The organism is Lacibacter sp. (genome assembly GCF_035299325.1).
Classification (GTDB): Bacteria; Bacteroidota; Bacteroidia; order Chitinophagales; family Chitinophagaceae; genus Lacibacter.
In genome coordinates this window covers 171,200-189,993 of sequence record NZ_DATGWT010000005.1, presented here as the reverse complement: position 1 = coordinate 189,993, position 18,794 = coordinate 171,200, and the positions used below count along the sequence as shown (strand labels likewise).

Here is an 18,794-nt window from a genome sequence, read left to right as displayed (position 1 = left end):
AAACCGATTAGTTCTTTTACTTTTACCTCTTAATTGAACTATTAGTTCGCTTTAGTCATCAACCCTTTTTACGTATCCAATGAAAAATCTTTTAGTCGTAATCCTTTGTATAATTGCTATACGTGGAACTGCCCAAATTGGAATAGGAACCACGACACCAACTTCTACCTTGGATGTGCGGGGATCGCTTTCACTCAATTACAGAGCGTTCACCAGTTCAACAACGGCAGCCTCAACCGACAATACTCTTTTATTTACCGGAACCTCTGCTGCAACTGTTACGTTGCCTGATGCCACTGGTTGTGCAGGAAGGGTCTACTCAGTTAAAAATGCAAGCACAACAAGCCCTATCCCGGTGTTAACTGTTGCAACTACTTCTTCACAAACGATTGATGGAAGTTCCGCTTTATTACTTTCCTCTAATAAGTCAATTGTAACAGTAGTGAGCGATGGAACCAATTGGAATATTATGAGCTCAGGCATTGTAAAAGCAAGAAATAATTTTGTGATGGTGCAATCTGCATCTGATTTACCTGCACCTGTATCGGGAGTAATTACATTGGTTTCGGGTACTACCTATGAAGTAAATGGAACGATCGTATTAACGAGCAAGATCAACTTGAATGGTTGCTACCTGATAGGAAAAGATGCCAATAATGATAAATTGATCTATACACCGGCCAGCGGCGAATTGTTTACAGGAACAAAAGGCGGCACAATCAAAACACTTACGCTTGCTGCAATTACGACGGGAGCAAAACTCTTCAATCTTGATTTGGGAGCTTCCGAAAATCTGATCATGCGTGATAATGTTGTTGCCAATTGTAAAGATGTAGGCGTAATAAAGGGAGGATATATTGTTTTCTTCAGTGTTATCAATTACTCCGGCAATACAAATGGCATTACGTACCAAAGTGTAAACCATCTGCTATTGGATAACACTGCCTGGTTTTCATCCAACTATAACACATTCGAAAAATTTGTTGGTACATTTTCAATGATTGAGAAACTCGGTGGTTTCATTCATGGTTTAAGTGGTAATTCAGCCGTAGGAGTTGATGTGTCTGGTATTGCAGATATTACAGATGCTGCAACGTTTAAGAATACTGCAATGATCGGAACGGGTACAAGAGTTAGCGGCACATTTTCGGGTAAATGGGAAGTGGATTGTCCAGGTATTGACACAGAAATGGATGATGTGGCCACAGGCAATATTTATCTTACATCGTCTATGGCAACAAGTTTCTCAGCTGCTAATACGCCAACCAAAGTTTTATGCACAACAACAGGTGTTGGTCTTTTCAGGGTTAGTTCATCAGCAAGCAATCGTTTGGTATATAATGGTATCAAAACACGAAGGTTTTCAGTGATGGCATCAGTGAGTGTAACGGCTCAGTCTGCAAATAAAAATTTCTCATTCTTTATTTACAAGAATGGTGTTAAGTTGCCCGAATCAGAACAGGCTATGCGTTTATCAACCGGCGTTGATAAAGCATCGATTACAATTTCTTGTACAGTGCAACTTTCAACCAATGATTATATAGAAATATGGGCCGCCAACACATCTGATGCAAGCAGTATGACCGTTGAAACAATGAACCTTACAATTAAATAAGCAGAAATCACTATTCAAATGTTATGAAGAAAATAATCTGCTTTCTGGTTTTTTGTTCAACCGTGCTTTTAATAAGTGCGCAGGTTGATGTTACAAACAACGGCATACTTTATATTTCCGGCAATACAGATACTGTTACTGTTACAGGTAATTTTACAAATGCCTCTTCTGCATCGCTCACCAATAACGGCCGGTTTTATGCAAAGCAGAATTATACAAACAACCAGGCTTCAACACCCGTAGGTACGGGAGAGTTGACACTGAACGGAACAGGTGCACAATACATCAGTACAACAAGTACTTCACCTTTTTATAAACTCACGGTTAATAAAGCATCAGGGCTTGCAACACTTGCTTCTGCTGTTACGATCAACAATACATTAACGTTTACTGCAGGGAAATTATCACTTGATAATTACGATATGACAATTGCAAACAGTGCTGCCATCAGTGGTGCTGGAACAAACACTTACATAGTTGCAGTTGGAAGTGGTGTTTTGAAACAGCAGATAGCGGCATTAGGGTCTAAAGCGTTTCCTGTTGGCACTTCAGCTGCATACACACCCATCACTATTTCGTTGGCAATGCTTTCCACAACCGATGTGTTTAATGTAAGAATGTTGCCAGCGGTATATGCAAATGGAACTACCGGCAATACGATGAACTCGAACTCAGTGAATGCCACATGGCTGGTTTCTGAAACAGTGAACGGAGGGTCAAATGCATCGCTTACTGTTCAATGGCCTTTATCACTGGAGCTCACAGGTTTTAACAGGTTATTCAGCCGCCTTGCACATTACACTTCTGCGGCATGGGACTATGGATTAATGAATATTATGGCAACAGGATCGAACCCTTACACTGTAACACGTTCGGGCTTTACCAGTTTCTCGCCGTTTGCGGTAACCATGTTGATGGCTATTTTACCGGCAAGTGCACTTGACGTAGTTGGCAGGAATAATGGAAATGAAAACCTGATCAATTGGTCAACTACATCAGAGCAAAACACCGCTTACTATGCCATTGAAGCATCGTTGAATGGAATTGAATTTAAAGAAGCAGGAAGAGTGTTGGCGGCAGGAAACAGTAACAGTTTGAATAACTATAATTTTGTTCATCGTGAGATCAATCAGCAGTCGTATTACTATCGTATAAAGCAGGTTGATGCTGATGGAAAGATCGCTTATTCAAAAACGATACGAATAAATGTTGTAAGGTTTAAAACAGCCACGCTTTATCCTAACCCGGTAAAAGATAAAACAACCATCAGCTTTTCATTGCAACAGAGTTCTTCCATTACGGCAAATATTACCAATGCTTCCGGCTTGTTGATCAGAACAACCAGCCAGCGTTATACAAAAGGAGAACACAAAATGCATCTTGATTTGAGTATGCTGCCAACAGGATTTTACAATCTTCAACTGAAAGATGATATGGGGAATGTGCAAACGTTCCACTTTATAAAAGCGAATTAGAATTTGCTTCCGAAACCACCTGCCCGGCCTGTTGCATTTTTTGTAACGGGCCTTTTATTTTCCTTTGAAATTTGCTGATCTTTTTTCGAGAAATGCATTGATGCCTTCCTGGTAATCTTCTGTTAATGCAGCTTTCTGTTGAAACTGATCTTCCAGCTGCAATTGTTCTTCCCAGGAATTGTTGAATGAATAATTCAATACATGTTTGGTGTACGCTAAACCTTTCGTTGGCATATTCGCTAATGTTTGAGCGATCTTTTTACTTTCTTCTTCAAACAGATCAGCTGCAAATACTTTATAGATCATACCAAAACGTTCTGCTTCGCTTGCCGAAACTTTATCTCCGGTCATCATCAAAGCACTTGCTTTTTGCCAACCGATCAAACGTGGTAGTGTAAAGGTTCCTCCACTATCAGGGATCAAACCGATTTTTGAAAATGCCTGTATAAATGTTGCAGACTCTGCAGCAACAACAATATCGCAACACAAAGCGATGTTAGCACCTGCACCTGCGGCAACTCCGTTTACTGCAGCAATAACCGGCTTGGGTAAGTTGCGTATACGTTTAACGATTGGATTGTAATGCTCTGATAGAATTTGTGCTAGCTCAATTTTGTCTTCACCTACCAGCTCACCAATATCCTGACCTGCACAAAAGGCTTTTCCTGCGCCAGTGATGTAAACGCAACGTATTTCGTGGAGCGATGCACATTCATCGAGCCTGTTTTGCAGCAGCAGGGCCATTTCCCGATTGAAGGAATTGAATTTATCAGGACGGTTTAGTGTGATGTAAGCAATGGAGTTTTTTATTTCAAACAGAATGGATGACATATACGGCAATGTTATGATTAAAAGTAGAAGTTATATATCAAAGCTTTTTACGCCTTTATGTTTCAACAAAAATTCATTTACGATATCATAATCATGTTTGGGTGCACCAATGCGATACAGGTAAATGGCATCATTATTTTCCTTGTTCATTTTCATGCAACGGAAATTAATGTCGTGTGATGCAAAAAATTGTTCCATCTCTTTTTTAAATTCATCACTTGTATCATCGGTCCTGATCTTGTAATCTTTTACCTTATGCAAGCGGTTGATGAAACGTTGAACCGGTTCCAGTACAAACAATGCAATTACCACCATGCTGCTCACCACAAATGCCAGCGGATAATTATGATAACCGATGGCCATACCCAATGCCGCCGTGATCCAGATGAGAGCTGCGGTAGTCAATCCATTTACGGAAATACCTTCTTTAAAAATTACTCCGGCACCAATAAAACCAATACCGGTTACGATATTACTGGCAATACGATCAGGGCTAACGGTGTTACTTTCTTTTGAAAGAATGGTGTACAAACAAGACCCCACACAAATAAAGATCATGGTACGAAAGCCGGCAGGTTTACTTCTGAACTCACGTTCAAGCCCAATGACTGCGCCAATGATAAATGCAATCGAAACCTGTGCAGCTTCTTCTAAGTAAATGGTAATATCCATAAGATGTATCCTTTAAACGAAAGACAAGGTAGTAAAATGTAAGAACAACAAAAAAGGCCATCAACCGATGGCCTTTGTATATGCAATTAGAAATGATTAAACATATTTCGTTACACCAGGTACTGCTACCGGATAATAACCATCATCGTTCGGAAGAATAGGGGGTGCTGCGTCCCAATCATATTTCTTTGGTTGAAGATTTAGATTCGATGCTAGGATTTTATCCCACTCCAGCATTTGGCCGGAATATGTTGCCATACGACCCATGATAGCAGTCAATGTACTTTTTGCGCCAATCTCTGCATCAGCAAATTTGTATTCACCTTTTGCAATGGCTGCAAACAGTTCATCATGTTCATTCTGGTAAGGATTATTTTCTCCTTTTTTATCAAACTGGAAAATGGGTTTTCCTTTTGAGTCAAGAATGGTTGCTGCATCACCTTTAATACTTCCTTTGGTACCAACGATCAATTCATCCACACGACTCATCGTCCCGGGAATATGACGACACTGACTGTTGAGTACCGAACCATCTGCATAGGTAAACTCAACAAAGTGATGATCGAAAATTTCACCATGATCTTTTCCTTTACGCACTTGTCTTCCTCCCATACCCTGTGCTTTTACAGGATAAGCATCTTTGAACCAATTCACCACATCTATATTGTGAATGTGTTGCTCAACAATATGATCGCCGCAAAGCCAGTTGAAGTAATACCAGTTACGCATCTGGTATTCCATTTCTGTTTGTCCGTATTTCCGCTTGTTCACCCACACACCATCATTGTTCCACCAAGCTTGTGCTGATGTGATATCGCCAATTAAATTTTTGCGTTTGAATAATTCACGGTAAGAGTTTTGATAGCGACGTTGCAAACCAACCACCACATTCAGCTTTTGCTGTTTTGCTTTTTCAGCAGCTTCCAACACTCTGCGGATACCAACAGGATCAGTTGCTACCGGTTTCTCCATAAACACGTGCTTGCCTTTATTAATGGCTTCTTCAAAATGAATGGGGCGGAAACCCGGAGGAGTGGTTAAGATCACCACATCAGCGAATGCAATTGCTTTTGCATATGCATCAAAGCCAACAAACTTCCGTTCTTCAGGAACATCCACTCTTCCTTTTACAGAACCGCCTGAACCATCATCTCTCGTTAAGGTTTTATAACAATTGTCAATGCGGTCACGGAACGCATCAGCCATTGCAACAAGCTTTACATTTTGTTTCGTCAGCAATGCCTGCATAGCAGCACCGGTACCACGACCGCCACAACCAACCAATGCAACCTTAATAGTTTCATCGGCACCTGAAAAGAAATTAGCATTTGAAAACAGCGGACTCATCATAAGTCCCCCGGCAAGCAACGAAGAGTTTTTTACAAACTCCCTGCGTGATTTGTTATCGTTGTTCATGAAGATGGTTTAGATATTTACAGTTTATTTTTCTTACTCATTATTCATCACTCATTCATCAGTCTTCTCCCAAATACTTTTGAAAAAACGCTTCTGCTTCTTCAGCAGTTGGTTGTTTCACCGGACGGATGATGCGGAAACCAATAAACGGTGCATCAGCATTCCACCATTTACTTCTTGGTATCTGCGGATCACGACGGTTCCATACAGGATCAGATTTAATGCGATTAGCACTACGTAATTCTTTTGCTTCATCCTGGTAAGTTCCGCCTTTTACTGTTCTTGGATAACGTGCTGTTGGTTCGATCAATGGGTTTGTTGCATTCTCACCAATCGTTGTAAAATACGTTTCACTGTATTGATCCAACACCCACTCACCAACATTACCTAACATATCATACAAACCCCAGGCATTCGGCTGCTTCTCTCCAACTTTATGATAACGGTTATCGCTGTTGCTTTTAAACCAGGCAAACTTTTCTAATTGCTTTACATCCGTTCCAAATGGATAAACAGTTGTTGCACCTGCACGACAGGCATACTCCCATTCAGCTTCTGTTGGTAAACGAAAAAAGGTTCCTGTTTTTTTATACAACCATTTGCAATACATGAGTGCACCATATTGCTGCATACTATTGGCTGGGAAACCACCTTCTTTACCCATGCCCAATGTCATATCAATATAGGGAGAGCTTGGTCTTGTTACTGCATCAACTGCTGTGTTCTGACTGATTGATTCATCGAGGAAGAAAGCATTGAACTCATCATACGTAACTTCATAAGCACCCATCCAGAATGCATCTACTTTAACCTGGCGCTGCGGCGTTTCATCTGCTTCTTTCAGTTTGTCGGCATCACTGCTTCCCATCATAAATGATCCTGCAGGGATGGCGATCATTTTGCTTTGTAAACTGCCGGAAGGAATAGCTTGCAGATAGGTACGGAATGATGTATCGGCCGTTTGACTCTTACCAAGTAAAACCGTTGCAAAAAACGGAATAGATAATAATAACTTCTTCATGATTGAAATAGGAACATGGAAATTACTGAATCTAATGGTTACGAGTGTTAGTGAAATGTGAATGACAATATTTCTTATCTGTGAAACCGTTTGCGCAAAGAGATAAATGGGATTCGTAATTCTTGCACATAGTCGCTAAATTGAGAACCCAAACAATCAACTATGCAACGCAGACAATTTCTTCAACAATCGGTATTGGCAGGAGCTGCCGCTGTAACAGGTACCAGTGCTTTAGCCGGATCGGGCAAACTTCAGGAAGCAGAAAAACCTTTTCAATTAGATTATGCTTTTCATGCAGGCATGTTTAAAAATCATGGCGGTGAAAGTTTTCTCGATCAGATTCGCTGGGCATACGATCAGGGTTTTCGCAGCATTGAAGACAATGGCATGATGAGCCGCTCTGCAGATGAACAAAAGAAAATCGGTGATCTGCTGGCAAAGCTGGGGATGCGGATGGGTGTGTTTGTGATCACTTCCGATAACTGGCATTGGATCACATCACTTACCAGTGGTAAACAGGAGTGGATCGATAAGATGATGAAAGATTGTAAAACAGCAGTGGAAGTTGCCAAACGTTGCAATGCGAAATGGTTAACCGTTGTGCCGGGAAATTATGATCGTCGGTTATCACTCGATCTGCAAACGGCAAATGTGATCACTGCTTTGCGTAAAGGTGCTGAAATATTAGAACCACATGGCTTGATCATGGTACTGGAAGCATTGAGCGATAACAATGACCTGTTCTTACGTGGCACCGATCAAACCTATATGATCTGTAAAGCAGTGAACAGTCCGTCGTGCAAGTTTTTGTTTGATATGTATCACATGCAACGCAATGAAGGAAACATCATTGCATCCATTGATCGGGTGTGGGAAGAAACCGGTTATTTCCAGATTGGCGATAATCCCGGCCGTAAAGAACCCGGCACCGGTGAAATGAATTATAAGAACATCTTCAAACATATTCACAAGAAAGGCTTCAAAGGAATTATGGGAATGGAGCATGGTAATGCAGCTCCGGGTAAAGAAGGTGAACTGGCGTTGATCAAAGCTTACCGTGAAGCAGACAGCTTCTGATGATTTTAGATTGCCGAATTACGATTTCAGATTTGGTAATGAAGCATCGTATCAATCTGCAATCGCCAATCTAAAATCTACAATCCTCAATGGCATTTGAAGTAGTCGAACGGCTCTTTGCATTCATCGCATTGGTAGAGTGCTTTGCAGGCAGTTGATCCAAACTCGCTGATGCGATGTGTGTGATGTGAATTGCAATTCGGACATTGAACCGCTTCATTTGCTGCAAACAGTTGATCGTTGCACACCTGTTGTTTTGGATTAGGAGGAGCGATGCCGTATTGCTTCAGTTTTTCTTTTCCAGCTTCCGTCATCCAATCTGTCGTCCATGCAGGAGAAAGTATAGACGTAACTTTTACTTGTTTATATCCTTGCTCGGCTAATGCAAGACGGATATTCATGGCAATCATATCCATGGCCGGACAGCCTGTGTAAGTGGGAGTGATGATCACTTCCACCTCGCTTCCATTTATTTGTACTTCACGAACAATTCCTAAATCAAGTACCGTTAACACAGGAACTTCCGGATCAACTACTGTACTCAGTATCGACCAGATTTTTTGTTCTGCTGTTGATGCGTTGATATGTAGTTGTTCATTATTCATACTGCTGAATGGCTCCTCCTTTAAGAGGCGGGGAGATGTTGTTCACCACTTCGCTCCAGGATAAGTACGTTGCAGGTATTGTAATTCTGTTAAGATATAACCGAGTTGTTCTGTATGAACTCCTTTCTTTCCACCCGATTGCATAAACACATTTTCAGGAACGGGAAGTTTTGCTTCATCAAATACTGCTGTTACTTTTTCTGTCCATGTTTGTTTGATGGAAGCAAGATCAATGCCCATTGCTGTTTCATAGTCTGCAGCTTCAAATAGTTCGCCGGTGTAACGCCACAGTTCATCAATGGCATGTAGCATGCGTTTATGACTTTCTTCCGTTCCATCACCCAAACGAATCACCCATTCACTGCTCCAACGAAGATGATAGGTTGTTTCTTTAATAGCTTTTGTAGCAATAGCTGCTAACTGTGCATCGTTACTTTGTTGCAGTTGCTGAAACAATAAATGTTGAAACTGACTGAACAGAAATTGACGTAAGATGCTTTGTCCCCAATCGCCGCTCTCCAGTTCAACAAGCAATACATTTTTAAACTCCCTTTCGGTTCGTAAGTAAGCCAATGAATCTTCCGTTGAACCATCGTTCTTTAACGCAGCAGCATACTGATAAAAATTTCTTGCTTGCCCCAATAAGTCTAATGAAATATTGGTGATGGCAATATCCTGTTCCAGTATTGGTCCGTGTCCACACCATTCACTATTCCTTTGCGAAAGGATCAGTGTTGTATCTGCTAAGTGTAATGTATAATCTATCAGTGAAGCACTCATCAATAAAATCGTTTAATCAGTTTTCATCAGCGGTTACATATGCTTCACCTCATCAGGCAAATCATAAAAAGTAGGATGACGGTATACCTTATCATTGGCAGGATCGTATAAACTTTCTGCTTCATCAGGGTTACTGGCATGAATATATTTGCTTTCTACCACCCAAATACTTACACCTTCCATTCGTCTTGTGTAAACATCACGTGCATTTTCAATGGCCATTTGTGCATCAGCAGCTTTTAAGCTACCCACGTGTTTATGATCAAGGCCTTGCTTGCTGCGGATGAATACTTCCCACAGTGGCCAAGCCGTTGCATCGGCTTGTGTTTGATAATTACTGCCTCCTCCTTTTTCTTCAGGAATATCGCCGTAATAAAATTTTCTTATCTGAAAGTTCATAGTTGCTGTTGTTGAGTTTACTTAAGCTGCTGCTAAAGCCCCTTTAGGGGTTTGGGGTTGGTGTTTTCTTTTTTCCGCATGCGCTGCCGCTGCTTCACGCACCCATCTTCCTTCTTCGTGTGCTTTGCGGCGTGCTTCTAAACGTTGTTTGTTACAAGGACCATTTCCTTTCACCACACTCCAGAATTCGTTCCAATCAATTTCACCAAAATCGTAATGACCACGTTCTTCATTCCATTTTAAATGCGGATCGGGCAAGGTCATGCCTAATAATTTCACCTGCTCCACACACATATCTACAAACTGCTGACGCAACTCATCATTTGTTTTGCGTTTGATTTTCCACTTCATGCTTTGATCGCTGTTGGTGCTTTCACTATCCTTCGGTCCAAACATCATCAAACTCGGCCACCACCATCTGTTGATGGCATCCTGGCACATTGCTTTTTGTTCGTCGGTTCCTTTTGATAAAACCAACAACGATTCAAATCCCTGGCGTTGATGAAAACTTTCTTCTTTACAAATCCGCACCATCGCTCTGGCATAAGGTCCGTAACTGGTACGACACAACATCACTTGATTGAGAATAGCAGCTCCATCAACCAACCAACCAACAGCACCCATATCAGCCCACGTTAATGTGGGATAATTAAAAATAGAAGAGTATTTGGCTTTGCCGCTGTGCAGGTCGTCAATCATTTGTTCACGACTCATGCCCAATGTTTCAGCAGCACAGTAGAGGTATAAACCATGACCTGCTTCGTCCTGCACTTTGGCAATGAGTATTGCTTTGCGTTTAAGCGATGGAGCACGGCTGATCCAATTTCCCTCGGGCAGCATCCCTACAATTTCACTGTGGGCATGCTGACTGATCTGCCGGATATTCGTTTTACGGTAGGCATCAGGCATCCATTCTTTTGGCTCGATCTTAATTTCCTCATCGATCTTCGATTGAAATACCTGTTCAAAATCGTGTAATGACATAACAATGCAATTGATTAGCAAATTTAATCAAAACTAACACCTGTTTGGCGAGTTTGTTTAGCCTTTATTTGTACAGATAATTCTCATGCAGGACGTGAATGCTTATTTCACATCGAAATCAACCGTTACGTTTGCGGTTGTGGGATGGGCCTGACAGGTAAGGATAAAACCCTGCTCAATTTCTTCCTGCTCCAATCCCCAATGAACATCCATTTTTACTTCACCTTCCAGTAGCTTGGCTTTGCAGGTGCAGCACACACCGCCTTTGCAGGCATAAGGTACATCTGCACCTTGTTGCATGGCAGCATCAAGAATGGTTGTATCGCTGTTGAGCGGAATCGAAAAATCAAAACTCCGTCCATCTAACTTAACTGTGATATTACTTTTAGGTCCTGTTGTTGTTACTAACGACTCACGACTCACGGCTGCCGACTTGTTCTGCCCCGGTGTGGTAAATAATTCAAAATGAATTTTCTTTTCAGCTACGCCATTGTTTTCTAAAAATTCTTTTACAGAAAAGATCATGTCTTCCGGTCCGCAAATGAAAAACTCATCGGCCGTTTTTACATCCAGCAGTTTGTCGAAGAGATCGCTGCATTTGTCTTTGGTAATTCTGCCGAAATTCAGATCGGCATCTGTTTTTTCCCTGCTTAAAATATGAATGAGGTTAAACCGGTTGATGTATTTATTCTTCAAACCTTCCAGCTCTTCAAAGAAGATGATGGATGAACGGGTTTTGTTTCCATATACCAATGTGAATGTGCTATCGGGCTCAGTTGCCAAGGTTGTTTTGATAATGGAAAGTAGCGGAGTGATGCCGCTGCCTGCCGCAAAAGCCACATAATTTTTTCTGTTGGCTGCATCAAGTGTTGTGTAGAAGCGACCGATGGGCGTCATTACTTCCAGCACATCATTCATCTTGAGTTGTTCGTTGGCAAAGTTGGAAAACAACCCACCTTCTACTTTTTTGATAGCTACTTTCAGTTGATGTTCTAAAGGACTGCTGCAGATAGAATAAGTGCGCCTTACTTCTTCACCATTAATAGTAGCACGCATGGTAAGGCTTTGTCCTTGTGTAAAGTTGAATTCTTCTTTCAGGTTTTCAGGTACATCAAACAACACAGAAACACAATCGCTGGTTTCTTTCTTTACCTCTTTCACTTTCAACGCATGGAAATGGATAGACATATGGCAATCAAAAAATTAATTCTTTTTATTCTCGTTAACGACTTTTGGTTTGTCAGTTGAATAAACGGGCTTGTAAGATTTCAATAACTCTTCCAACCTAACGCCTACGGCAGTTTTATTGATTGGGGCTTGCAATTCCGGCGAAAGATCTTTAAATAGTTGTTTCATCTTCTCTTCATTACCATTTGAGAGGCGGATGAATTTCCAGCTTTTCCCATTATCAAACGACACACCGATATTTGAGCTTACACTGCTTACAATGGTTGACTCAACAGTCATTTCCAGATAGCTTTCAACAATGCATTGCCATTGATTCTTATAAAACAGCAATTGTAAAATATTTCCGGAAGCGCTTCTGTCTATAGTAGCATCTTCCATACTCTTCATCTGCTGTTCTATAAAACCGGCAAACTGTTTTTCGCCTCCCAGCATCTTAACAAGCTCGGGGTGCATATAGTTTGTAAAGGCGCTCCAGTCTTTTCGTTGAAAAGTTGCAGACACGCTATCCATGCCGGCCTTAATGTTTTGTTTCAGCAAAAGACTATCTGTTTGCGCCTTAGGTTGTAAACTTAAAAGGCACAGCGCAACTAAAAACAGGTATTTCATTGGAAAAGCAAGCTGTTTGATGTGAAGTAAATGCAGAGGTGCAATCTTATTTTCTTAACCCATCAATCATGATCAACACCATATTGTCTTCCAGTTCAGTACCACTGATCTTTGCAGTGGAACGGTGCCAGCTTTCAATACCGCTTACTGAATGAAGCAGAATTACAACTGCAGTGGGCGCATCGATCTTTTTGATCTCGCCTTTTTTCATTCCTTCTTCAATGATCAATGCAAGTCGTTTTCTGTAGTTACGACGCTGCGTGTGGAAGTTAGAACGGTAAGGCTCATCAAGATGTTTCCACTCTCTGTCGCTCACCATTACTTCTTCGTAGTTGTCGATCATCTGCTGAATATGAAAGCGAAGCAGGGTTTCGATCTTTTTGATCGGCGTAAGACTGCCACTTTCAATTTCATCCAAATGCAGGTTAAAACGATTGGCTACATTAAAACATACCGATTCCAATATCTCATTTTTGGAACGTATGTGATTGTACAAGCTTGCGGCTTCAATACCAAGGTTCTCAGCCAGGTCTCTCATACTGGCTGCACCAAAACCTTTTTCCCTGAAGAGGGCGGCGCCGGCTTTTACAATGAGGTCTTTGCGGTTGCCATTCTTTGGCACTTTCAGTTTTCCCATGCCCAAATGTACTTTGTTTTAAGTAAAATACCGTGTTGCGGGTATTGAAATGAACAGCTCTGTTTGATAGTTTTGAAATGTAAAGTTTACAACTTGTGATATCTGCATAATGCTGCAAAAAAAAAGATTATCCTGCATTGTTAGTTGCATGTATTGCGGTTACCCAAAACAATTAAACATCATTCAATGAAACAGAAACTCCTTTTCCTCGCCCTTATTTGTGGAGCATTCTTAACACTGGCTCCAACATCTGCGAAAGCTCAAAGTGATTATTATTATTATGAGAGCATTTCAAACCCAAGTAAAACCATCAACTTCCTGATTGGGGTGTATGTAACCAAGAACGAATTTATTACACGTGATGACGGAACCGGGTATACCAAGATCCGCATGGCCGTTATTAACCAGGAAGGTGCCGAGCCATTCAAGTGGACGGATTACAAGATCTACATCAAGCTCAAGAACAACGATATGTTCTATAATTATACCACCCAGGCAAAAGAGGGTGATCTGTCCTGTAACTGGACAGTTCAGCCAGGCCAAAATCACATTCAATATGTGTGTTTCGATAAAGCCTTCGACATTAACCAGATCGATATGATCTGGCTGGGTATGAGCGATAACAAGTTTTTTGACCTCGTACGGAGCGATAAAAAGTAAAACGGGTTTCGTTTCTGTGAAGCACTGCCGGCAACGGTGGTGCTTTTTTTATATCCTTTTTCGGCAATAGGTCTTCAGCCATTACCTTTGTCGGCATCCGTAAATGCGGTAAACAAAAAACAAACTCCCTTATGTCTTTAATAGTTGTGGGCTCTATGGCCTTTGATGCAATTGAAACTCCCTTTGGTAAAAGCGATCGAATTATTGGTGGCGCTGCCACGTATATTGCCTGGAGCGCTTCAAATTTTACCCAGCCCATTAAACAGGTGAGCGTGGTAGGCGGCGATTTTCCGAAAGAAGAACTTCAAATGCTTGAGGCCCGTGGTGTGGTAACAGAAGGGGTGGAGATCAAAGAAAATGAGAAATCATTTTTCTGGAGCGGTCGCTACCATTTAGACATGAACACACGTGACACCCTTGATACACAACTGAACGTGCTGGCAAACTTTAACCCGGTTGTGCCCGACAGTTACCAGGATTGCGAATTCCTGATGCTGGGTAACCTGGTGCCTGCTGTACAGAATGCAGTGATCGATCAAATGAAGAAAAAACCCAAACTGGTGGTGCTCGATACCATGAATTTCTGGATGGAAATTGCCATGCCTGACCTGGAGAACGTTTTGAAGAAAGTAGATGTATTGATGGTGAACGATAGTGAAGCACGCCAGTTGAGCGGACAATATTCGCTGGTAAAAGCAGCGAAGGTGATCATGAACATGGGGCCGAAGTACCTCATCATCAAAAAAGGTGAACATGGTGCATTACTCTTCCACGAAGAGCAGGTGTTTTTCGCTCCTGCCTTGCCGTTAGAAGATGTGTTTGACCCAACCGGTGCAGGTGATACATTTGCCGGTGGCTTTATTGGTCATATCGCCAAAACGAAAGACATCAGTTTTGAAAATATGAAGACGGCGATCATTGTAGGAAGTGCAATGGCCAGCTTCTGTGTGGAAAAATTTGGAACAACACGTTTGAAAGAAATTTCGAAAGAAGATATTGAAGCACGCATTCAGCAGTTTGTACAACTGGTGAATTTTGATATTGAATTGGTGTGAGGAAGTATTTACAATAAATGACAAAGCCCTGCAATTGCAGGGCTTTGTCATTTATGAATGGTACTGTTTGGTGCAAACGAGACGCTTCAGCTATTGATAGATAAATTTTGTGCTTAATATTTCATGTCAAATCTTCCTTGGGTTATTCTCACTTCCTGACAACCTTGTTTTACTTGTGCAAACTCAAAGATGCCTGATACAATACGAGTTGTTTTATCAAGTTTTGTAATTGTTAAATATGCATTGTGATTTGCGATCGTATCTTCCCAATAATAGACACAATAATTTTGAGTGTTGTCAATACTGAAATAGGTTCTATGACTAGAAGTTAAATTCAATTTGTAAGTCCCAGGTGAAGTAATATTCCTTCCAGAAACTGAAAATGCAGATCGACTCTGTGTATCATATCTATAACCTCCTATATTAAAGGAACCTCCATTGTAAGTTTCATCATAATCACAAATTAAATTAGGATATCCGTTATCGCCTTTTGGAAGCCATACCTCACCATTTAATAAAAAGCCGCAAGTATTTTTTCCTTCCTGTGTGGCGGGTGGTAGCCTATCCCCAAGCAAACCGCCTTTTTTGCAATTGCTGCTGCTGGTAAGAATGAGTAGTAAAATTGTAATGAGGTAAGTATGTTTCATGGTTATCCGATTTTAATTCCTTTCGTATGAGTTCTGATCAGCACCCGTTTTAAACTACGGTCAATGATTTCGCCCATGCTTTTACAACGTGCAAAAACAGGATCATCGTAATGCAGCGCAAGTTCATGGCCAAGCTGCTGAATTTTTTCCGGCGTAGAGATTTTGTCTTTCACCAACACATCACGCAGGTCCCGTAAACGGTAACGTTCCTCACGAATGCGCCGTGCGATCACAGCCCTTTCTTCCTGTTGATACTGCTGCACTACTTCAGGGTTCAGATGTTTTTGCACCAGTTCAACAAACGGATAATTCTCTTTAAAGAACTGCGGTAAATAAATATTCTTACTGCCTTCGTAAAACTGCTGGTCGAAATCAATGGCACGGATGAAGAATTTATAATCATCAAAATCCGGCGTAATGATGAACACAAAATTGTAGGCACGCATATCGCCCAGCAAACGCAGGAAACAACGTTCATTAAATTTCACAAACTCTTTTGCAATACGTTTCAGGTTGTATTCGGGGCGGCGTGGGATGAGTTTGAGAAACTGATCACCTGGAATGCCTGCAATATGTTCTTCCACCAATGTATTTCCATCACATAAATAGTGTACAGGATTGGGCGATAGCAATTGCTCCAGCTCCAATCCATAAACACGTGATGCATCGGCTGTTTTTATATAGAAATAGTCGTACACATCGTTATACTTGTTTACGATCTTGATACGGTAAGGATGGGAGTTGCCAAACGTACAGTAATCGATGCGCTCAATATAGAGATGGTTCAATGCTTTGAGATCACCCGCTGCTTTCAATTTTGCATAGATCACTTTTATATGATCGTGTACTCTTGTTATTTCCGATTGCGGATAGATAACCGTTTCCCAAAGTGTGTCTTTCCCAAACTTATCAAGCAATGGAATTGATTCTGCATAATACTTCAGATCATCGTAAGATACAGGCAACGTCAACTCCTGGTGATACAACCGCAGGTACTGGTGCAAGGGTTCGCTGATGGGATAAAATATTTTTTTGCGGCTGATCATGGTACTTCAGTTCAGGCTTCAAGTTAACCAAAGTTTTGTTGTTGCTGATTGCTGCTGTATCTGATTTCGGTCATTAAAACCTTCTTGCCAACACCACCTGGTTTTTGAAACGTTTTACTTTGCCTTGCAGGTTAAATACTTCTGTAAAGATCACGTAAGGACCAAGTGGTAGTTGTTGCAGTTTGTCATTCAAGCCATCCCAGCGGAAATTTCCCTGCTGGCTGCAAATTGCATTTCGTTGTAATGCTTTTACAGGACGGCCACCAGCATCAAACACAGTAATATTCATCACATAGCCTTTTTCAGGAAATCGATATGTGATGCTGAGAAAATCATCCGTGCCATCATTGTCGGGAGAAAATACTTCAGGTGTTACAGTTACATCACCCTGCACCTGCAGATCTAAACGGAATTGTGAGTTTTGATAAGTAGGCGTACCATAACCCACATCTTTTGCAGCACTATACCAGTTGTCTTTGTTTTGTGTAGCAGCATTTGGATCGATACGTTCTAAAGCTACGCCTTCACTATTGTTGATCAAGGCGAAATGCCATTTGTCATCGTAAGCAACTTCATCGATAATAGTTCCGCCGTTATCACTCAACACTACATTGCCTTTATCATCAGCATAAGAAGGCATGGTAGAGAGGTTGAGAAACGCTGAAATATTTTTTGCAGTGAATTGTCGTTTTACCATTGCTTCGTCTTCGCTCAGCACAAGATATTCACCGGGAAACATCGCTCTGTCGGTTGCAGTTAAAGCTCGCATATTTGCAATAGTCCCTGCGCTGCTTCTGTTTGCAATCAATAATGTTTTCAAATTGATGATCTTGTTACTGCGGTTATAGATCTCCACGTAATCGGTGCCGTCACTTGTTGGGTTAAACAGAATTTCATTGATGATAATATCATTTGCAACAGCAGCCGAACTAAGTCCAAGCTTTGTATTATTAAACGCAGCAATGCTGTTGCCGCTGCAATCTTTCACATTAGCAGCAGTAACGGTATAAACTGTTCCCGCTTGTAATTGATTACTTACTGTAAGTTGTACGGTATTGAAAAGCGGCGCAAGACAAACTGCCGAAGCAGCTGTACCAATGCCATTACTCAACTGGTAATTAGCAGCAGCAGCGGCCGATAAACTGTCTAACGATTCATCAAAAGTTAACAGTAAGGTTGTATTGTCAACTGCAAATGCTCTAAGTAATGCAGGAGCAGTTTGGTCGCTGTTAGTTCCATCAACAGAATTCTTTATTCCGGGCGTGCCGCCTCTTGTATCGACACTTGCACGCCAGTTGCCGGCGCCGCTGCACGGATTTTTTATATCAACCATTTCCAATGTCCATCCGCCATCGCTTTTAACTGCGTTGTTGAACCAACTGAGATTATATTCTACTGCATGAATAATTGCACCGGTGTTACTGCGGATGAAAATCGTTTCACCACTATTATCTAAAGAAGGAAAACTTGTAACACCGAATGTGCGGCCATACTGTTGCATGGTTGCAGCTGCAGTAGTGCCACAAATGATTGCACTGCTATCCGGTTGTAATAAAAAATTAGGCAATGCACCACTCACACCACCTGCATCGCCCACCCGCCAGTTTTGTAAGTTGATGGCTGCTGTAGTTGTGTTACGTATCTCGATCCATTCAACATTCGGCAACCCGATTAGTGGTGTGGGATCGCTCATGATTTCACTGATGACGACGCTGTATCTGGTTTGAGTGAAAGCGTTTGCTTGCAGCATCAACAAACAAACAATTGTTATAAGGAGTTTAGGTAGCAGCATGTACTTAAAAATAACATTAATCAAACGATTGCGTAAATACCTCGGTGAAAATTCTAAAAACAATTTGGTGAAACGCTCATTCGGCTTTACTTTTGCGCCTCATGATGACAATGAAACATACAAAACGCACAAAGAAACAGTTCCGCAAGGGAAGGTAACATTGTACGTTGTGTTGTAAACATAATAACAGGCCTTCCCGAAACGGAAGGCCTTATTTTTTACTCCCCGTCTGACGCCCCCGTCTGACGGCTCAATTAAAAAACCATAAAATCAATCTGTCAGACGGGG

The 18,794-nt window shown here is 41.4% G+C and carries 19 protein-coding genes; 5 read left to right on the top strand and 14 right to left on the bottom strand.

The annotated features are described in order from the left end of the window. The first annotated feature begins 79 nt into the window (after positions 1–79). Together VK159_RS05270 and VK159_RS05265 are read left to right on the top strand one after the other, a co-directional pair. Entirely contained in the window at positions 80–1,615 is a 1,536-nt protein-coding gene (locus VK159_RS05270; protein WP_324229092.1) for a hypothetical protein, read from the top strand. Between the two features lie 23 nt (positions 1,616–1,638). After that, positions 1,639–3,090 (top strand): T9SS type A sorting domain-containing protein, encoded by a 1,452-nt coding sequence (locus VK159_RS05265; RefSeq protein WP_324229091.1) that lies wholly within the window; start codon positions 1,639–1,641, stop codon positions 3,088–3,090. A gap of 54 nt (positions 3,091–3,144) precedes the next feature. Here VK159_RS05265 and VK159_RS05260 read toward each other — a convergent pair whose 3' ends face one another. From VK159_RS05260 to VK159_RS05245, 4 genes are all read right to left on the bottom strand, one after another. Continuing rightward, the gene (locus VK159_RS05260) at positions 3,145–3,921 is read right to left on the bottom strand and encodes an enoyl-CoA hydratase-related protein (protein ID WP_324229090.1); all 777 of its coding nucleotides are present in this window, start codon (positions 3,919–3,921) and stop codon (positions 3,145–3,147) included. A gap of 30 nt (positions 3,922–3,951) precedes the next feature. Continuing rightward, positions 3,952–4,593, bottom strand: coding sequence for an MgtC/SapB family protein (locus tag VK159_RS05255; protein WP_324229089.1), 642 nt, complete (start codon positions 4,591–4,593; stop codon positions 3,952–3,954). Positions 4,594–4,689: 96 nt separating this feature from the next. Further along, the gene (locus tag VK159_RS05250) at positions 4,690–6,009 is read right to left on the bottom strand and encodes a Gfo/Idh/MocA family oxidoreductase (protein ID WP_324229088.1); all 1,320 of its coding nucleotides are present in this window, start codon (positions 6,007–6,009) and stop codon (positions 4,690–4,692) included. A 58-nt stretch (positions 6,010–6,067) separates the two neighbouring features. Then, positions 6,068–7,030, bottom strand: coding sequence for a formylglycine-generating enzyme family protein (locus tag VK159_RS05245; RefSeq protein ID WP_324229087.1), 963 nt, complete (start codon positions 7,028–7,030; stop codon positions 6,068–6,070). Between the two features lie 162 nt (positions 7,031–7,192). Here VK159_RS05245 and VK159_RS05240 point away from each other — a divergent pair, with 162 nt between their 5' ends. Continuing rightward, positions 7,193–8,107 (top strand): hydroxypyruvate isomerase family protein, encoded by a 915-nt coding sequence (locus VK159_RS05240; protein ID WP_324229086.1) that lies wholly within the window; start codon positions 7,193–7,195, stop codon positions 8,105–8,107. 86 nt (positions 8,108–8,193) lie between these two features. Here VK159_RS05240 and paaD read toward each other — a convergent pair whose 3' ends face one another. The 7 genes from paaD to VK159_RS05205 form a co-directional block, all read right to left on the bottom strand. After that, the gene (gene paaD, locus VK159_RS05235; protein ID WP_324229085.1) at positions 8,194–8,712 is read right to left on the bottom strand and encodes a 1,2-phenylacetyl-CoA epoxidase subunit PaaD; all 519 of its coding nucleotides are present in this window, start codon (positions 8,710–8,712) and stop codon (positions 8,194–8,196) included. Between the two features lie 42 nt (positions 8,713–8,754). Further along, positions 8,755–9,492: a 1,2-phenylacetyl-CoA epoxidase subunit PaaC gene (gene paaC / locus VK159_RS05230; RefSeq protein WP_324229084.1), complete on the bottom strand. Its 738-nt coding sequence runs from the start codon at positions 9,490–9,492 to the stop codon at positions 8,755–8,757. A gap of 33 nt (positions 9,493–9,525) precedes the next feature. After that, a complete protein-coding gene (paaB, locus tag VK159_RS05225) occupies positions 9,526–9,855 on the bottom strand; it encodes a 1,2-phenylacetyl-CoA epoxidase subunit PaaB (RefSeq protein ID WP_324229095.1) in 330 nt (109 codons plus the stop codon). Between the two features lie 57 nt (positions 9,856–9,912). After that, positions 9,913–10,875: a 1,2-phenylacetyl-CoA epoxidase subunit PaaA gene (gene paaA, locus VK159_RS05220; RefSeq protein WP_324229083.1), complete on the bottom strand. Its 963-nt coding sequence runs from the start codon at positions 10,873–10,875 to the stop codon at positions 9,913–9,915. Positions 10,876–10,977: 102 nt separating this feature from the next. Further along, entirely contained in the window at positions 10,978–12,063 is a 1,086-nt protein-coding gene (gene paaE / locus VK159_RS05215; RefSeq protein ID WP_324229082.1) for a 1,2-phenylacetyl-CoA epoxidase subunit PaaE, read from the bottom strand. Positions 12,064–12,078: 15 nt separating this feature from the next. Continuing rightward, positions 12,079–12,669 (bottom strand): hypothetical protein, encoded by a 591-nt coding sequence (locus VK159_RS05210; protein ID WP_324229081.1) that lies wholly within the window; start codon positions 12,667–12,669, stop codon positions 12,079–12,081. A 46-nt stretch (positions 12,670–12,715) separates the two neighbouring features. Then, complete coding sequence (locus tag VK159_RS05205) at positions 12,716–13,306, bottom strand: TetR/AcrR family transcriptional regulator (protein ID WP_324229080.1); 591 nt, start codon at positions 13,304–13,306, stop codon at positions 12,716–12,718. A 186-nt stretch (positions 13,307–13,492) separates the two neighbouring features. Between VK159_RS05205 and VK159_RS05200 the strand changes: the two genes are divergently transcribed. Both VK159_RS05200 and VK159_RS05195 read left to right on the top strand, forming a co-directional pair. Continuing rightward, positions 13,493–13,966, top strand: coding sequence for a hypothetical protein (locus VK159_RS05200; RefSeq protein ID WP_324229079.1), 474 nt, complete (start codon positions 13,493–13,495; stop codon positions 13,964–13,966). Between the two features lie 131 nt (positions 13,967–14,097). Then, a complete protein-coding gene (locus VK159_RS05195) occupies positions 14,098–15,021 on the top strand; it encodes a PfkB family carbohydrate kinase (protein ID WP_324229078.1) in 924 nt (307 codons plus the stop codon). A gap of 113 nt (positions 15,022–15,134) precedes the next feature. Here VK159_RS05195 and VK159_RS05190 read toward each other — a convergent pair whose 3' ends face one another. The 3 genes from VK159_RS05190 to VK159_RS05180 form a co-directional block, all read right to left on the bottom strand. Continuing rightward, positions 15,135–15,668: a hypothetical protein gene (locus VK159_RS05190; protein ID WP_324229077.1), complete on the bottom strand. Its 534-nt coding sequence runs from the start codon at positions 15,666–15,668 to the stop codon at positions 15,135–15,137. Between the two features lie 2 nt (positions 15,669–15,670). Next, on the bottom strand, positions 15,671–16,714 hold the full coding sequence (locus VK159_RS05185) for a hypothetical protein (RefSeq protein WP_324229076.1): 1,044 nt from the start codon (positions 16,712–16,714) through the stop codon (positions 15,671–15,673). A 73-nt stretch (positions 16,715–16,787) separates the two neighbouring features. After that, positions 16,788–18,464 (bottom strand): lamin tail domain-containing protein, encoded by a 1,677-nt coding sequence (locus VK159_RS05180; RefSeq protein WP_324229075.1) that lies wholly within the window; start codon positions 18,462–18,464, stop codon positions 16,788–16,790. Positions 18,465–18,794 lie beyond the last annotated feature (330 nt).